Source organism: Nitrosomonas communis, from assembly GCF_024102715.1.
Taxonomy (GTDB): domain Bacteria; phylum Pseudomonadota; class Gammaproteobacteria; order Burkholderiales; family Nitrosomonadaceae; genus Nitrosomonas; species Nitrosomonas communis_B.
This window is the reverse complement of record NZ_JAGFJM010000036.1, coordinates 32,207-47,337: the sequence shown is the minus strand read 5'-3', so window position 1 is coordinate 47,337 and position 15,131 is coordinate 32,207. Positions and strand designations below refer to the sequence as shown.

Genomic DNA, 15,131 nt, shown 5'->3' with positions numbered 1-15,131 from the left:
TCTCTTTATCAACCTGGCTTACCATCTATTCGTGGCCGCCAGTAGATAGGCGCAAAACGCGCTGCCCAGAGAGTGAAGCAGATAAGCCATACCGTTGCTGCAAAAAGATAAAGCATTGACGCAACCGTGGAAGCAACCGGAATAATGTCAGCCAATATTCTGAATAAAGTAGCCGTTTGGAAGCCGAGAAACAACAACCAGGTGAAATGATCCAGCGCCAGCGGGCGGCCGGAATGCCCGATCGTGACACGCGAGGCCATACCCAGCACCATGCTGGCGAAATAACCTATCGCCAACGCATGAAGTGGTGCAAGCCCAAACCAGATACGCTCACCATCGTTCAGCCACATCATCAGACTCTGCATCGCAAATAACAACATTGCCACGCTCAGCCAAGCAAACGAGATATGCAGCACCGCCAGCAGGCTCACACTGAAGCTGCGCAACAATCCCCAGGCCCACGACAGATAAAGCGCACACCCGGCCAGTGGCAGATCCACCCACCATGTATACTGCGGCATCCCCATAAGCTGCAGCAGGCCATGTCCGGCTGAACAGGCAAGCATCAGCCAAAGCAGCGCATAGGGTCTGACAATCACGTAATTTTCCAGCACCCGGCTGGAGAAAAAGGGAATCATACGATGCGAAACGGTCAAGAGGATAGGCAGCAGGAAAAACCAAATACCTGCCTGCCGTGAAAAATCGAGAAACACCCAATGGTCGGTCAATAACCATACAAGATAAGCTGCCATCCCCAGCCAGCCAAAAATAAAGGCAATACTGGCCACCCGCGCATGACGTTTATCCTGTGCCTGCGTGTTAAACAACACTTGCAACAAGGCCATAATCGCGATTCCCCAGCCTGTCAGCATCAAGACAATTCCTGTTGCCAATAAACTTTTTCCCGCAAACAAGCCCATATAGAACAGGATCACCCCTCCGGCCATAAACAAGCAAGTCGCCAGAAAATGATGCGGTTTGATCTTTTCACCATTCATCCAGTTAGGAAAGGTGGTAAACAAAAAACCAAATATGAAAAACGGGAAAAACCCATATACCATCAAAAAAGCATGCGCCCAGATAGGCGCCATGCTCCATGCCGGCGCATTGCCAACCATGCCGTAGCGCCCCATCAGATCAAGCGTCCACCATAACAAGGTAACCACGCCCTGTAACGCACCCACCAGAAACAAACTGCGATGCGGCGCGGCAGACAAGTGATGCCAGATAGTTGTCTGTTTATTCATATATTTTCCTTGTAATGTCATTTAAAATTTAGTTAGCTGATGAATAACCCCTAGACCATATCAGCCTTTTTCGCTTAACGTTTTTATCATGCTGCATATTTGTTATGATGTACCTATTCTTTACGTATAGCACCCTATTTGATGCTCAATATTGATCTGCATTGCCACTCCTCTGTTTCAGATGGTTTACTGTCGCCTGCTCGCTTGGTAGAACACGCAGCCTTACGTGGCGTCAATGTGCTCGCGTTAACCGATCACGATGATGTAGCGGGATTAGCTGAAGCGCGTATTGCAGCGCGTGAAAAAAATATCACACTTATTAATGGGGTGGAAATCTCCGTCACGTGGCAGGGCAGAACCTTGCATATCATTGGTCTTGGAATCAATCCGGAATATCCTCCTCTCGAAGGAGGACTTGCCTGGATTCGAGTGGGGCGGATGAGGCGCGCACGTAACATCGCTGCTGAACTGGATCGTTGCGGCATCCATGGGAGTCTAGAAGGCGCCTATGCTTATGCCGGGGATGGACGTTTGATTGGCCGCACCCATTTTGCACGCTTTCTCGTTGAAAAAGGATACGCAAAAGATGTCAGATCGGTATTCAAGAAATATCTGGTAAAGGGCAAACCAGGTTATACCCCGCACCAATGGGCAACATTAAATGATGCTGTCAGCTGGATACGCGAGAGTGGCGGTCAGGCAGTGATTGCCCATCCAGCGCGCTACCAACTGGGCAAGAACGTTCTGGAAGCACTATTACACGAATTTCGCGAGCTCGGTGGTACTGGCCTTGAAATCATCTCACCCACTCATACCGCCGAGCAGGTAAAGTTGTTTGCAACCCATGCTCAGCGACTGAATTTTTTAGCTTCATGCGGCTCAGACTATCATGGTCCTGGCGAAAGTTATTTTGATCTCGGCCAATTACCGCCATTACCCGCTGGATGCAAACCCATCTGGCATGACTGGAATATTGAAAAAAATTAAATCATTATTGAGCCGCTAAATTAAACTAGCGCCACATTAAAAAATATCGATAAAACCCTGGATCTTGATTAATTATGGCACAATTTTTTTCTATTCACCCACAAAACCCCCAAGCAAGATTGCTGCGGCAAGCCGTTGCGATCCTGCATGAGGGTGGTATCATCGTTTATCCGACAGACTCCTGCTATGCGTTCGGTTGTCAGATCGGCAATAAAGAGGCCATGGAGCGCATACGGGCCATACGGCAAGTCGATGAGCAACATCATTTCACACTGGTATGCCGTGACTTGGCTGAGATTTCCAACTATGCCAAGGTAGATAATATCCAATACCGTCTGCTCAAGGCTTGCACACCTGGCAGCTACACCTTCATCCTCAAAGCCAGCCGGGAAGTACCCCGCCGCTTGCAGCATCCCAAACGTCAGACCATCGGTCTGCGTATTCCGGATCATCCGGTAGCACACGGTCTTCTATCAGAATTGGATGAACCGTTATTGAGCTCTACGCTGATTCTGCCGGGAGATGAATTCCCGCTGAACGATGCGCTGGAAATTCGCGAACGCCTGGAGCATCAGGTCGATCTAGTGATCGATGCAGGTTCCTGCGGCACAGACATGACAACCGTGATTGATTTGACAGAAGATGCACCCGAATTGATTCGCCCTGGCAAGGGCAGCCTTGCACCTTTTGGAATAGCACATGGATAGTATTATTCAAGGCATTGCGATTTACGCGCTACCCGTTATCTTTGCCATCACCTTACATGAGGCAGCACATGGTTATGTTGCCAAGCATTATGGTGATTTGACTGCCTACATGGCGGGACGCATTACACTCAATCCAATCAAGCATATCGATCCAGTAGGCACCATTATCGTGCCACTGACGCTATTTATCATCGGCAAACTGACTATGGGCACCGGTTTTCTGTTTGGCTGGGCCAAGCCGGTACCCGTTAATTTCAGCCAGTTACGCCATCCGAAGCGGGACATGCTGTGGGTAGCGGCAGCGGGACCCGGTGCGAATCTTTTTATGGCTTGTTTCTGGGCGCTGATTATCAAGCTTGGGCTCATGTTTCCAGAAAATATTTATGCTAAGCCAATGATTTTTATGGGCATGGCGGGCATTGATATCAATCTCATCCTGATGGTACTGAACCTGCTGCCGTTACCGCCGCTGGATGGCGGGCGTATGGCCGTCAGTCTGCTGCCTCATCACCTTGCCTACCAATTCTCCAAGATCGAGCCTTATGGGTTTATGATTTTATTGTTACTGTTGATGACGGGTGTGCTGAGTGTGATCGTCTTGCCATTTATCATCTTCATGAAGCAACTTCTCGTTTGGGTGTTTGGACTGTATGTCTGATTTCGCAGCGCAAAATGCGCCTGCCTTTCATAAATCAATAACACGCAAATGCTCTCATTTTATTTCCGACTAACTTTGTATTAATTTAGGATTTGTAGCATGTTTGCTGATCGTGTTTTATCGGGAATGCGCCCGACGGGTAATTTGCATTTAGGACACTACCATGGTGTGCTGAAAAACTGGATTGCCTTGCAGCAGCAGTATGAATGTTTATTTTTCGTTGCTGACTGGCATGCACTGACCACCCACTACGACTCACCTGAGTTGATTGAACAGCATACCTGGGACATGATCATCGATTGGCTAGCTGCCGGCGTTGATCCTACCCAGGCAACGTTGTTCATTCAGTCAAAAGTACCCGCCCATGCCGAACTCTATCTGTTACTGTCGATGATCACGCCGCTCGGCTGGCTGGAGCGCGTTCCCACCTATAAGGATCAACAGGAAAAACTGACTGAAAAAGATTTAAGCACTTATGGTTTCTTGGGATATCCGCTGCTGCAGAGCGCGGATATCCTCATTTACCGCGCCAATCTTGTGCCGGTCGGCGAGGATCAGGCACCGCACCTTGAGTTTACCCGGGAAATTTCGCGCCGCTTCAACCATATTTTCGGTAAGGAACCCGGTTTTGAAGAAAAGGCTGAACTGGCCATCAAAAAGCTCGGCTCCAAGAAATCCAGGCTTTATCGCGAATTACGCAACCGCTATCAGGAGCAAGGCGATGAAGGCGCACTGGAAGAAGCCAAATCATTGCTGGATGAACAGCAGAATCTCAGTATGGGCGACCGGGAGCGGTTATTCGGCTACCTGGAAGGCGGCGGCAGGGTCATCCTGTCGGAACCCGAGACACTGCTCACTCAGGCATCGAGAATGCCGGGACTGGATGGCCAGAAAATGTCCAAATCCTACAACAACACCATCAGTTTGCGCGAAGACACCGACACCATTGTAAAAAAAATTCGTACCATGCCGACCGATCCGGCACGGATACGGCGCAGTGATCCAGGCGATCCAGCCAAATGCCCGGTGTGGTCATTTCATACCGTCTACTCCAATGATGAAGTCAGGAACTGGGTGCTGGACGGCTGCACCACTGCTGGCATTGGTTGCCTGGAATGCAAGCAACCAGTCATAGACACCATTCTGGCTGAGCAGGCACCTATTTGCGAGCGCGCCAGAATGTATGAGGAAGATCCGGCACTGGTCAAAAATATCATCGCGGATGGTTGTGAAAAAGCCAATAAGCTGGCAGAAGAAACCATGCGCGATGTCAGGGAAGTGATGGGATTAAACTACTCCTGATTGCTGGCTTTCCCCGGTTTTGATAACAAGAAAGTAGCTTATCGCGGCTCATGAGTGTAGCAGACGATGTGGTCGATATTCAGCCTGTGGCCAGGATCTGTGGTCAGCCGTTACTGGAAATACCGCGCGATCTCTATATTCCGCCCGAGGCACTGACAGTATTTCTTGACACGTTTGAAGGCCCGCTCGATTTATTGCTGTATCTCATCCGCAAGCACAATCTCGATATCCTGGATATCCCGATGGCAGAGCTTACCCAGCAGTACATGGCTTATGTGGAGATGATGCGTGCCGATCAATTTGAGCTGGCAGCAGAATACCTGCTCATGACTGCGCTGCTGATCGAAATCAAATCGCGCATGCTGCTGCCACCGCCTGTCACGGAAATGGAGGAGGAAGCCGATCCGCGCGCTGAATTGGTGCGCCGCCTGCTGGAATACGAGCAAATGAAAAAAGCAGCGATGCACCTGAATGAACTGCCGCAAGCCAACCGGGATTTTGCCCTGGTGCAGGTATGGATCGATCATGTGGCGGCCAAGCAACTTCCTCATGTCAACGTAGATGATTTACGGCATGCCTGGCTCACACTGCTCGAACGCGCCAGGGTCAACCGCCATCATCATATCAGCCATGAACAAATTTCAGTGCGCGCCTGCATGAGCCAGATCCTGCGCACGCTGCAAGGCGGCAAGGTGGCCCGTTTTGATGAATTGTTCAATCAAACCGCAGGTGTTATGGAAATCGTCACCAATTTTCTCGCCTTGCTGGAGCTTGCTAAGGAAACGCTTGTCGCCATTGAACAATCCGAAAACTTTGGAATGATTTATGTCAAATCAGCCCAGCCCGCTGCTGCCGTCTGAAATACTCTCCTCCTTCAGCCAGGAAGAAATCATCAGAATCCTGGAAACTGCATTGCTGACCACACAGGAACCACTCACCCTGGCAGAATTGAAGAAATTATTCGATGGCGAAGTCAGCAGCAAACTGCTGCACACCTCACTCGAAGCATTACAAGCAAAATGGCGCGATAGCGGCATCGAGCTGATTAATGTCGCTGGTGGCTGGCGTTTCCGCAGCCGGCCGGAAATGCAAGTGTTTCTCGACCGCCTCAACCCGCAGAAACCCCCTCGTTACTCACGCGCCGTACTGGAAACCTTGGCGATCATCGCCTACCGGCAGCCGGTGACGCGCGGCGATATCGAAGACATCCGCGGCGTCGCGGTCTCCAGCAACATCCTGAAAACCTTGGAAACACGCGGCTGGATCGAAGCCGTCGGCCAGCGCAACGTACCCGGCCGCCCCACCCTCTACGCCACTTCGGAAAGTTTTCTTAACGACCTCAACCTGCAATCACTCGAGCAACTGCCACCACTAGAAGAACTGGCAGCACTCACCGAGGTAGTCGAATCCCAGGATCAGGAACCGCCTACCGATTCAGAAACGATGGAAACGTTGGAATCCGAGCAAGCAGAATCACGTCAGAGCATCACACCCGAGCCATCAGCGCATTGAGTAAAGCCGCCTGCTTATTGGAAGCAGCATCGATTTGACTTTCCAGCGTATCGCACAGCGCCATCAGCTGATCGACTTTGGCGACGATGCGGTGTTGTTTAGATGGAGGCCATATATGAAAAAATGAGATAATTCTATCTTATCAACCGGACTGATTTTCTTCACAAAAGAATCAAATTAAAGTTATTCATAGGATATAGCCTACGTCACATAAAATGATTCGATTCTAAAGAGCTGCTCAACAGTTTGGTTTTGTTGTTTTCTGATTGCTTTGGCTTGTGCCCATTTGTGCTCAATGGGGTTAAGGTCTGGTGAATATGCTGGCAGATATTCAAGTGCATGTCCGGCTTGTGTGATTGCATTTTGAATATCCTGTCTTTTGTGAAAGATTGCGTTATCCATGACCACAACTGATGCTGGCGGGAGTTTTGGCAACAGATCGTATACCGTCCAGCCGAAAAAAGTATCTGCATCAATATTGCTTTTGAACAATCCTACCGCCAGAAGATATTTGCCGATCAATGCGCCGATCACGTTGACGTGGTTTTGAGCTTTATACGCCTTAATCGTCTCCTGGAAGATGTGCCGTTCGTCTTCGTCCGCTTTGGGATGCCGCAGTGTTTCTTTATAGCTGATGTTCATACGCCGCAGCGCGTGGCCGATACCTTTTTCGCTTACACCTAGTCGACGAGCCCGTTCGGCTTGATAGGCGTCCGGAAACGCCTGCACATCACGGGCCAACGCGATCATGTCGATCTTCGTCGCCGGTTTGTTACGGGTCTGCTTGGGATTGGGATTCTTCACCCAGCGCGTCACGCTGGCAATTCCCACACAAAAACGCGCCGCCGCCTGCGCAATGGTAAGTCCTTCCTTCTTGCGAACGGACAAAACTTTGCAGCGAAATGATGATGGATAAGTCATCTATGAATTGTAATCAATTTATTTGAGCTTTGCTATAGATGGCAGCATTGACAACGAAGACAGTGACCGGTCGGTGCTGGCCGCTATCGGCCGCAGCATCGCTCCCGCATTTGCCCCCATGGGCCTGCAGGAAGACAATTGGCCCGCTGCTGTAGGCATTTTTACTGGAATTCTGGCTAAAGAAGCCGTGGTTGGCACACTGAACGCTGCCTATACTGCATTGGCCGCCAGCGGGGCAGAGGAAAACAGCGGCAGGCCACCTTTCGATCTGGCCGCTGGTTTGCGTGAAGCCTTCACCACCATTCCTGCCAATTTGAGTAATGCGCTGGCTAGCTGGTCAGATCCCCTGGGACTGAATGTCGGAGATGTAAACGATCCAACTGCAGTAACGGAAAAACAGGCGCTTTCCACTAGCACCTTCGGTGCCATGGCCAGCCGCTTCGAAGGTGCCGCGGGTGCTTTTGCCTACCTACTTTTTATCTTGCTCTATTTCCCCTGTGCTTCAGCCATTGCCGCTGTGTATCAGGAGGCGGGTGGCCGCTGGACTATGTTTGTCGCATGCTGGACTACCGGTCTCGGCTACGGCATCAGCACCCTGTATTACCAGGCCGCCACCTGGAACCAGCATCCCGCGACTTCACTCGCCTGGATCACGGCTATCTTGCTGGCGTTTGGCGCCACGTTAGTGGCGATGCGCTGGGTTGGCCATTCTGTGCCGGATAATTTGAGCTTGCGCTAAAGCTCGGTTGAAGGGAAAGCACCATGATTCTGTCGCGCCTGACCAGTTACCTCCAACATCACAGCTGCGCCAGTCTCCACGATCTGGCGTTGCATCTTGATGCTGCACCGGCAGCGTTACAGGGAATGCTCGAACGCCTGGAACGCAAGGGCAAGGTAAGGAGACTACCGACGCCCCCACCATGCAGTCATTGCGGTCATTGTGATACTTCTGTCATTACATTTTACGAATGGATCGCTCCTGATGACGAGGACCAAACCCGTCGCGACGACAACGTTCAAAGCTGAGCCAGGCAAGGCGACGAAATCCGTCACGGCACCGCGTGTGCTGCTGGTGATCGGCATCCATCGCGAAGAACTGGCTTTCGGCAAGGCAGTAGGTGCAATGGTGAATGCGGAGGACGTAGCCGTGCTCACTATCCCGGAAGGTATCTCGGGACGACATCCGCGTGCGGATCAGCTTTTCCAATATGAACGCCTGCATCAACGGCTTTATACCCAGCTACTGTCTCATGTCGAGGGTCATTATATGGCGTTGATCGATCTGCATAGCGGCGAGGATCAGAACGGTCCCAAAGCAGATCTTTTCTGTGCTGACAAGTCCTTGCGCGAACAACTGGAACAGCGCATACGCGAAGATGCCAGCCTGTTGGATCGAAGGGTGCGCCTCATTCCCTTGGGTGCACCCGGCCTCCTGCATGCTGTCACCGTTATTCCCGAAGCGATCTGGAACAACTCTGATTTTCGTTATATCGGTGTGGAAATCTACTTGCCCGAAACCAAAGCAGGAAGGATAGCTTCTTGCCACTTGGCCAACTATCTGATCGGCATCGTCGCTGATTGCTTTAGAGACGAACCTGTGCAGCTATGATTTCCGCTGGAGCGGAAGTTATTTACTAATCCAAGCGGCCGATCCAATGATGCAGATACAAAAGAGCTGCGTACACAGCACAGGAAAATCATGCCGGGCACCGTATGTTCTCACATTGCGCGCCAGTCGTTGCCAATGTCAGGGAGATTTCCATCAATCAACTACGAGGATTGCGAAAAAACGCGAAGCAATCGGGTCACACATTCTGGTTGCTCCAAATTCATCCCTGCTGAGCCAATTACCGCTCAACTAATACCACTTCAACCGTATTCACCTTACCGTCCCGCAGGTATTGCAGCATCGTTTTCTGTCCAACCTCAAGCGTTCGTAAAATATTGGCATACGATGCCAGGTCGTTGATCAATTCTCCGGCCAGTTGAATCAGGATGTCACCTGCCTTTAGCTGTGCTTGATATGCTGGAGAGCCATGAATAATGTTATCCACGCGCACGCCTTCACCTTGATGGGAGAAATCCGGCACTGTGCCGAGGCTGACTTTGCGTTTATCTTTTACTTGAGCAGTTTCAGGTTGCGTATTTTGTGTGTTTAGCGTGACGGTCAGGGGTTCGGGACGATTGGCCAGATATTCGCTCGCTTCTTTGAGGATGGTGGCTACTTTGACCAGTCCGGCGGCATCGATTTTATCCACCGTGTCACCGGGAGCGTGATAGTCTTCATGTGCGCTGGCAAAGAACTGGACAGCAGGTACGCCTGCTTGGATGAAAGCCGCCTGATCGCTGGAGCCGAAATCGTCCTGCACCGCATTGACCGGGATGCCAGTGACAAAGCCTGCGCCACGAAACACATGCACCAGCTCACGCGCGCTGCCGGTGCCGAACAGGGTGACCGGATTGTTCCCGAGTCGTCCTACTGTATCCAGATTGAGCATGGCGGCTATTTTCTCTAGCGGATAGGTCTTGGTGTTGTTGATGTAATGCTTTGAACCGAGCAGGCTGGCTTCTTCGCCGGTGAACGCGACAAAAATGATGGTACGCTGCGGTTGCCACTTGGGAGCGATCTGCCGCGCCAGTTCCAGCATGACCGCAATTCCGCTGGCATTATCATCTGCACCGTAATGAATTTTACCCTGGTTGGCTGCCCGCACATCCGGCCAGCCCATGCCGAGATGGTCATAATGCGCGCCGATCACCAGACTTTGCCCGGCGAGTTGCGGGTTTGTGCCAGGCAAAATGCCGATCACATTGCGCAAGGTGATCTTTCCTTTTGGCTTGCCGACATCCTGCTGCCAGATCTGGAAATAGCTGTTGTCATCGCCACCGGGCAGCAGGCCAGCCTGCTGAAAATGCTGGGCGATATAGTCCCCAGCCGCATCCAGTTCGGGGCTGCCCAATTCACGTCCCTTAAATGCTTCGCTGGCTAAATGGGTAATGTCTGCCAGCATGCGGCTGTCAGAGAACAGCGGGGGTAATTCCGCCAATGCGCGGCGGGGTGCTAAAGTGCCGACGTGGCTGGAAGTAAATGAGGCATCGTCCTTTTGCTTGATTGACTGCATTAACGGCGATTGGGTAACAGGCCATTGACCTTTGTTGATATTGGTCAGTTCATCACCTTCAAATGCGAGGTAGCTGTATTTGCGGTAATGCGGCAGTTTTCTGGCCAATTCTGCAATTGCTGTGGGGTGATCAGATGCTACCCATAACAGTGTTTTGTCCGGGTTGGCAGGCTGTCTGGCCGTCAGCACTATCGCATGCTTATCCTCTCGATAAGTTTGCTGGTCCAGTTGCAGCGCGCCTGCGCGATAAGCTACATCCTGGGACGACAAAGCAGCGATCAAGTCTTGACTGAATTTGTTTTGCCAGCCCATGATCCAGATTGTTCGATCGGTAGGTAGTTTATCCAGTTGATCATCACGCACCACTTCCAGTGAACCGGCTTGGGTTTTTTGCCAATTTGTAGCCAGTGATTGATATGCCTGCAATACGTCTTTATCTGCCTTTGCTGGCAGTACCAATAGCGGTTTTTCCGCCCCGAATCCTTGCGACAAGGCGGATGGAATTTCGCGGCTATCCAGACGCCGGAATACATCAAATTGTGGATCGATATCGATGCGCACGGGCCGTGCATGCAAATCCAGTTCGATCGTTTGAGCGGGTTGATTAATGTCTATGCGAGTTTGATAAGCCTTTGCTTCTCCCTCCAGATGAACAGCGACAGGCACAGTTAACTGGTAGGGTGCTCCCTGCTGGGTTTGTTTGATCACCGCCTTGAGTTTGAACCCATCTGTGCTGGGTTCAGCGTGTGCATCTTGCAGCAGGAGATTGGGTGCGCCGCTGTGGTGCACCCATTGTTCAAAGAACGGAGAAAAATCCTTGCCGCTAAGTGTGTTAAAGGTCGCCTTTAAATCCTCGAAAGTCGCCTGCTTGAATTTGAACTGTTTGTAAAAAGTGCGTAATACCCGGACAAAGTCTTCATCACCCAGTTCCTGCCGCAGCATGTGAAAAAACATCATGGTTTTTCCATAACCAACCGCTTCTGAACTGGAACTGTGACGCGAAGTAAAGCGGGCAATCGGGAAATCCTTTTCTTTATTGACAAAATCCGCATATTTTTGCAGCACGTCACGCCGGTATTCCTCGCCTTTGCCACCTTGTTCACTCACCAGATGATCGGCGAGGTAGGCGGTCAATCCTTCTGACCAATTTCCTTTGGCGTAATCGACAAATACGCCATTTCCCCAGTAGTTATGCAAAATCTCATGCGGATAGGATGAATGCAGGATGAAAGGAAAGCGCACTACCTTGGGGCCGAGCAGGGTAAAAGAAGGCATGCCGTAGCCGGTTTCCCAGAAATTCTCGACCAAGGCGAATTTTGCATACGGGTAAGGCCCCAGCAGTTTGTTATACATGGCAATATACTGTGCGGTGGTGTCCAGATATTTCTGCGCTAATGCTTCATCGGCACCGCGCAAATAGACATAGGCATCCACTGCGCCCGCTGATTGTTTGTAACGTTGATAGCGTCCTGCCACGAGATAGATATCATCCTGTGGCTGTTTTTCTTCCCAGATCACTTGCTGGGTCGTCTCTGTTTTCTGCTCTCGTACTAGCGCGCCCTGGCTGACAGCATCCCAGGCAGCCGGCATCTGAATATCCAAGCGAAATGACACCATGGCATCTTCAAACTGGGGATACCAGGCAGTGGAATTGGCCAGAAAAATGCCTTCATCCGAAATGAGTCCAGGCGTATAACTGAAACTGCGTGCGTATTCCAGCGCAGGGCCCTGCACGGCGTGATTGATTTTTCCGCTGAAAGTCAAGGTGAATTCCTCTTGTTGCGGCGGCAGGGTCAAGGTGTACAGTTTTAATGGAGCCGGTCTGGCGCTCAAGGCAGCATTACTTTGCTGTAAGGTGATGTGCGCACCTTGTATTTCGGTCACCGTCAAATCAGCATGCAGGCTGAAATCAAGCTGAATTGCTGTTGGTTGATTGCGGTAGCGTTCCGGCACACGCACCTGATCTTTTACCTGGATTTCCGAGGTGGCTGGTGACAGCGTAATTTCCATCTGATGATGAAAGGTCTCACTGCTTGCGAATACCGTGACACCATAGAGTAAGCAACTGATAATGAAACCCCATGTCACGTTCAATTTGATTGATTTTTTCATGCTCTAAATTTTATAACTATTTGATACTCAGGTTGTTCTAATGGATATTGTCATGATTGCTAAACTGATTTGCAGCAGCTTGCTGGCAATGACATCTTGTTTACTTTCTTTTTAAAGCTATGTTTAAATGATTTTTTTAGCAACGAGGCTTATAAGTCAAATGAAAAATTTTACACAGATATCTTCTTTTACCAGATCTCCATTATTAATCAATAGACTGTTGGCAGCACTTTTTTTCTTTAGCGCAACCCATATCAGTGCAGCCGCGTTTATTTCTGAGGAGCATCAGCTGTCAGACAAAGAAGTCAGAGTCGGCGAAGCCTATTACCGTGCCGATATGCAGTGGATGGCTTATCAGGCAGAAGTCTCCGAAGAAAATCCCTTTTATCAAATTTACCTGAAAAATCTGGCAAGTGGAAAAGTACAGCAAGTATCGCCCGGCACTGGCAAAACAACGTGCTCATGGGTACATCCTTTACAAGAAAAAGTGCTGTTTTCCTCGACCCATGAAGATCCTGATGCCAAAGCCAAGATGGCTGCCGAGATTGCAAGAAGAAAATCCGGTGAGCGGCAATCTTACGCCTGGGATTATGATGAATTTTATGATATCTATGAAACCGACTTTCAAGGCGGGAAAATCAGGAATCTCACCAATACCCTCGGGTATGATGCGGAAGCTTCTTGGTCGCCCGACGGCAAACTGATCGCGTTCGCTTCCAATCGCAGAGCCTACACTGAACAATTATCCGAAGAAGAAGCGGCGCTGTTCAAAAAAGATCCCTCCTCTCTAATTGATATTTACATCATGAATGCCGATGGTTCCAGCGTAAAAAGATTAACCCATACCAATGCCTATGATGGCGGCCCCTTTTTTAGTCCGGACGGCAAGAGAATCGTGTGGCGCCGTTTCTCAGCGAATGGCCGGGAGGCAGAAATATTCACCATGAATATCGATGGTTCGGATCAGAAACAAATTACCCGTCTCAATATGATGTCGTGGGCGCCTTTCTATCATCCTTCCGGAAAATACATCATTTTTTCCACCAACGTCCATGGACACCGCAATTTTGAGCTGTACATCGTCGATGTGGAAGGTAAAAAAGAGCCCGTGCGTGTAACTGACAAGGAAGGTTTTGATGGCCTGCCGGTATTTACCCCCGATGGCAAATATCTTACCTGGACCAGTGACCGGACACCTGAGAAAAAAGGCCACCTCTTTCATGGAAAATGGAATCATGAAAAAGCGCTGGAAAGCCTTTCCTTACAATAAATTGAATTAACCATCGGCAAGAACAGGGAAAATCGGTTGGTATTCATAAATCTGTCATTGACGCTTTGAAGATACTTCACGTTACTCGCGACAACCACGAAGACAAGCGCTACGGCATGAGTCGCGCGGTTACCCAGTTGCAGTCGGGCTTACGCACGCGGGATGTCGAAATTGACGGCTTATGCGCTGGAGATCTGAGTCCAGCAACTGTTCGTCTCGCATATGACCGTGCTCAGCGCTGGGCGCACCGCTGGGGCCGGGATCTGCTGCCATTGTTCGACGTTATCAGCCGTGCCTGGCATACAGGTGTGGCTGCAGCCGATCTCGTTCGCACGAGTGGCAACGATCCGATCACCCATGTCCATTGCCACGATGCGGTGATAGCTCATGGCTACCTGCACCGTGCCAGACAGCAACGGTCACCATGGGGCGTAACGCAGCATAGTTTTGACACCATTGCGAACAGTTTGCATCATTACTACATGCCCCTTCCGTCGATGTTGCGCAGCCTGTTGTTACGCCTGGAGCGTGAGGTGTTCGAGCAGGCGCAATGGGTCATTTTCCCTACCGGGCTCGGTGCTGCCCGGGTGTCACAAGGCTTGGGGCTGGACGGTGAATTGCCGCCCAACTGGTTCGTCCTGCCACACGCTAAAAGGCCCTGGCAGCTGCCGCCACGTGAGACAGCACGCCAGCGTTTGGGCTGGCGCGATGACGAGCGTATTTTGCTGTGTGTGGGACAGTTGATACCGCTTAAACGTATTGATTGGGTAGTACAGGCAATGAAGGGGGCACCATCACCCTGGCGGCTTGTGATTCTGGGCGAAGGCGACAGCAATGGCCTGCATCGCGTGGCAGCAGAAGCGGGCATAGCTCCACCATTGATCACTGCCACCGATGATCCGCGCGACTATTTTGCCGGAGCAGATGCCTTTACCAGCGCGTCTGCCACCGAATCCTTCGGGATGGCGCATATCGAAGCGTTGCAAGCGGGGTTGCCATGCGCTTGCACGGCAGTCGGCGGCGTGCCCGAATTGATGGGTGATGCCTGTGTGTTATTGCCCGATGAGTTCGATGCCTATGTGCAGGGATTGCACAGATTCCTGGCTGACGAGTTGGTTCTGCGTCAAAGTGCCGAACGTGCGCGGGTGCACGCAGCAACGCTTCCAGGCGTGGATGAAGTCGCCCGCCAGCACATTGAAATTTACCGCATTGCACTACGGTAAAGATTTTTTAATCCATCTTAGTTCTAGCGTTAATGTAGCTAATCTTGCTATAAACAGCGGTATTACGAAT

Annotated in this window: 14 protein-coding genes; 11 read left to right on the top strand and 3 right to left on the bottom strand. The window is 50.8% G+C overall.

Going from position 1 to position 15,131, the window contains the following annotated elements; genetic code table 11:
* Nucleotides 1-8: 8 nt before the first annotated feature.
* A complete protein-coding gene (locus J5I83_RS03745; RefSeq protein ID WP_304053390.1) occupies nt 9-1,247 on the bottom strand; it encodes an NnrS family protein in 1,239 nt (412 codons plus the stop codon).
* 141 nt (nt 1,248-1,388) lie between these two features.
* Between J5I83_RS03745 and J5I83_RS03740 the strand changes: the two genes are divergently transcribed.
* The 6 genes from J5I83_RS03740 to scpB all read left to right on the top strand — a co-directional run bounded on the left by J5I83_RS03740 (nt 1,389) and on the right by scpB (nt 6,413).
* A complete protein-coding gene (locus J5I83_RS03740) occupies nt 1,389-2,234 on the top strand; it encodes a 3',5'-nucleoside bisphosphate phosphatase (protein WP_304053388.1) in 846 nt (281 codons plus the stop codon).
* Between the two features lie 74 nt (nt 2,235-2,308).
* Entirely contained in the window at nt 2,309-2,941 is a 633-nt protein-coding gene (locus tag J5I83_RS03735) for an L-threonylcarbamoyladenylate synthase (RefSeq protein ID WP_304053387.1), read from the top strand.
* Complete coding sequence (locus J5I83_RS03730; RefSeq protein ID WP_304053386.1) at nt 2,934-3,599, top strand: site-2 protease family protein; 666 nt, start codon at nt 2,934-2,936, stop codon at nt 3,597-3,599. The genes J5I83_RS03735 and J5I83_RS03730 overlap by 8 nt, the downstream gene beginning before the upstream one ends.
* Before the next feature lie 99 nt (nt 3,600-3,698).
* Nucleotides 3,699-4,901, top strand: a complete 1,203-nt coding sequence (locus tag J5I83_RS03725; protein ID WP_304053384.1) for a tryptophan--tRNA ligase — start codon at nt 3,699-3,701, stop codon at nt 4,899-4,901.
* A 50-nt stretch (nt 4,902-4,951) separates the two neighbouring features.
* On the top strand, nt 4,952-5,761 hold the full coding sequence (locus J5I83_RS03720) for a ScpA family protein (RefSeq protein WP_304053382.1): 810 nt from the start codon (nt 4,952-4,954) through the stop codon (nt 5,759-5,761).
* Entirely contained in the window at nt 5,727-6,413 is a 687-nt protein-coding gene (gene scpB, locus J5I83_RS03715; RefSeq protein ID WP_304053381.1) for an SMC-Scp complex subunit ScpB, read from the top strand. The genes J5I83_RS03720 and scpB overlap by 35 nt, the downstream gene beginning before the upstream one ends.
* Before the next feature lie 201 nt (nt 6,414-6,614).
* On the opposite strand, the gene J5I83_RS03710 is transcribed toward scpB, so the two are convergent.
* On the bottom strand, nt 6,615-7,334 hold the full coding sequence (locus J5I83_RS03710; protein WP_304053380.1) for a transposase: 720 nt from the start codon (nt 7,332-7,334) through the stop codon (nt 6,615-6,617).
* A gap of 22 nt (nt 7,335-7,356) precedes the next feature.
* On the opposite strand from J5I83_RS03710, the gene J5I83_RS03705 reads away from it, so the two are divergent.
* The 3 genes from J5I83_RS03705 to J5I83_RS03700 all read left to right on the top strand — a co-directional run bounded on the left by J5I83_RS03705 (nt 7,357) and on the right by J5I83_RS03700 (nt 8,943).
* Nucleotides 7,357-8,073, top strand: a complete 717-nt coding sequence (locus J5I83_RS03705; protein WP_304053378.1) for a nucleoside recognition domain-containing protein — start codon at nt 7,357-7,359, stop codon at nt 8,071-8,073.
* An 83-nt stretch (nt 8,074-8,156) separates the two neighbouring features.
* On the top strand, nt 8,157-8,360 hold the full coding sequence (locus J5I83_RS14490; protein ID WP_369683392.1) for a FeoC-like transcriptional regulator: 204 nt from the start codon (nt 8,157-8,159) through the stop codon (nt 8,358-8,360).
* Nucleotides 8,317-8,943, top strand: coding sequence for a hypothetical protein (locus J5I83_RS03700; protein WP_304053376.1), 627 nt, complete (start codon nt 8,317-8,319; stop codon nt 8,941-8,943). Before J5I83_RS14490 ends, J5I83_RS03700 begins: the two co-directional genes overlap by 44 nt.
* Nucleotides 8,944-9,181: 238 nt before the next feature.
* Here the strand turns inward: J5I83_RS03700 and J5I83_RS03695 are convergent, their stop codons facing one another.
* Entirely contained in the window at nt 9,182-12,568 is a 3,387-nt protein-coding gene (locus tag J5I83_RS03695; RefSeq protein ID WP_304053375.1) for a M20/M25/M40 family metallo-hydrolase, read from the bottom strand.
* Between the two features lie 160 nt (nt 12,569-12,728).
* On the opposite strand from J5I83_RS03695, the gene J5I83_RS03690 reads away from it, so the two are divergent.
* The gene (locus J5I83_RS03690) at nt 12,729-13,838 is read left to right on the top strand and encodes a biopolymer transporter Tol (RefSeq protein WP_304053373.1); all 1,110 of its coding nucleotides are present in this window, start codon (nt 12,729-12,731) and stop codon (nt 13,836-13,838) included.
* Between the two features lie 65 nt (nt 13,839-13,903).
* Nucleotides 13,904-15,061 (top strand): glycosyltransferase family 4 protein, encoded by a 1,158-nt coding sequence (locus tag J5I83_RS03685; RefSeq protein WP_304053371.1) that lies wholly within the window; start codon nt 13,904-13,906, stop codon nt 15,059-15,061.
* Nucleotides 15,062-15,131 lie beyond the last annotated feature (70 nt).

Excerpts from the sequence above, each read along its gene's own strand:
- J5I83_RS03745 (WP_304053390.1), bottom strand. The coding sequence starts at position 1,247 with ATGAATAAACAGACAACTATCTGGCATCACTTGTCTGCCGCGCCGCAT.
- J5I83_RS03725 (WP_304053384.1), top strand. The coding sequence starts at position 3,699 with ATGTTTGCTGATCGTGTTTTATCGGGAATGCGCCCGACGGGTAATTTG.
- J5I83_RS03735 (WP_304053387.1), top strand. The coding sequence starts at position 2,309 with ATGGCACAATTTTTTTCTATTCACCCACAAAACCCCCAAGCAAGATTG.
- J5I83_RS03710 (WP_304053380.1), bottom strand. The coding sequence starts at position 7,334 with ATGACTTATCCATCATCATTTCGCTGCAAAGTTTTGTCCGTTCGCAAG.
- J5I83_RS03690 (WP_304053373.1), top strand. The coding sequence starts at position 12,729 with ATGAAAAATTTTACACAGATATCTTCTTTTACCAGATCTCCATTATTA.
- J5I83_RS03700 (WP_304053376.1), top strand. The coding sequence starts at position 8,317 with ATGACGAGGACCAAACCCGTCGCGACGACAACGTTCAAAGCTGAGCCA.
- J5I83_RS03740 (WP_304053388.1), top strand. The coding sequence starts at position 1,389 with ATGCTCAATATTGATCTGCATTGCCACTCCTCTGTTTCAGATGGTTTA.
- scpB (WP_304053381.1), top strand. The coding sequence starts at position 5,727 with ATGTCAAATCAGCCCAGCCCGCTGCTGCCGTCTGAAATACTCTCCTCC.
- J5I83_RS03730 (WP_304053386.1), top strand. The coding sequence starts at position 2,934 with ATGGATAGTATTATTCAAGGCATTGCGATTTACGCGCTACCCGTTATC.
- J5I83_RS03695 (WP_304053375.1), bottom strand. The coding sequence starts at position 12,568 with ATGAAAAAATCAATCAAATTGAACGTGACATGGGGTTTCATTATCAGT.
- J5I83_RS03720 (WP_304053382.1), top strand. The coding sequence starts at position 4,952 with ATGAGTGTAGCAGACGATGTGGTCGATATTCAGCCTGTGGCCAGGATC.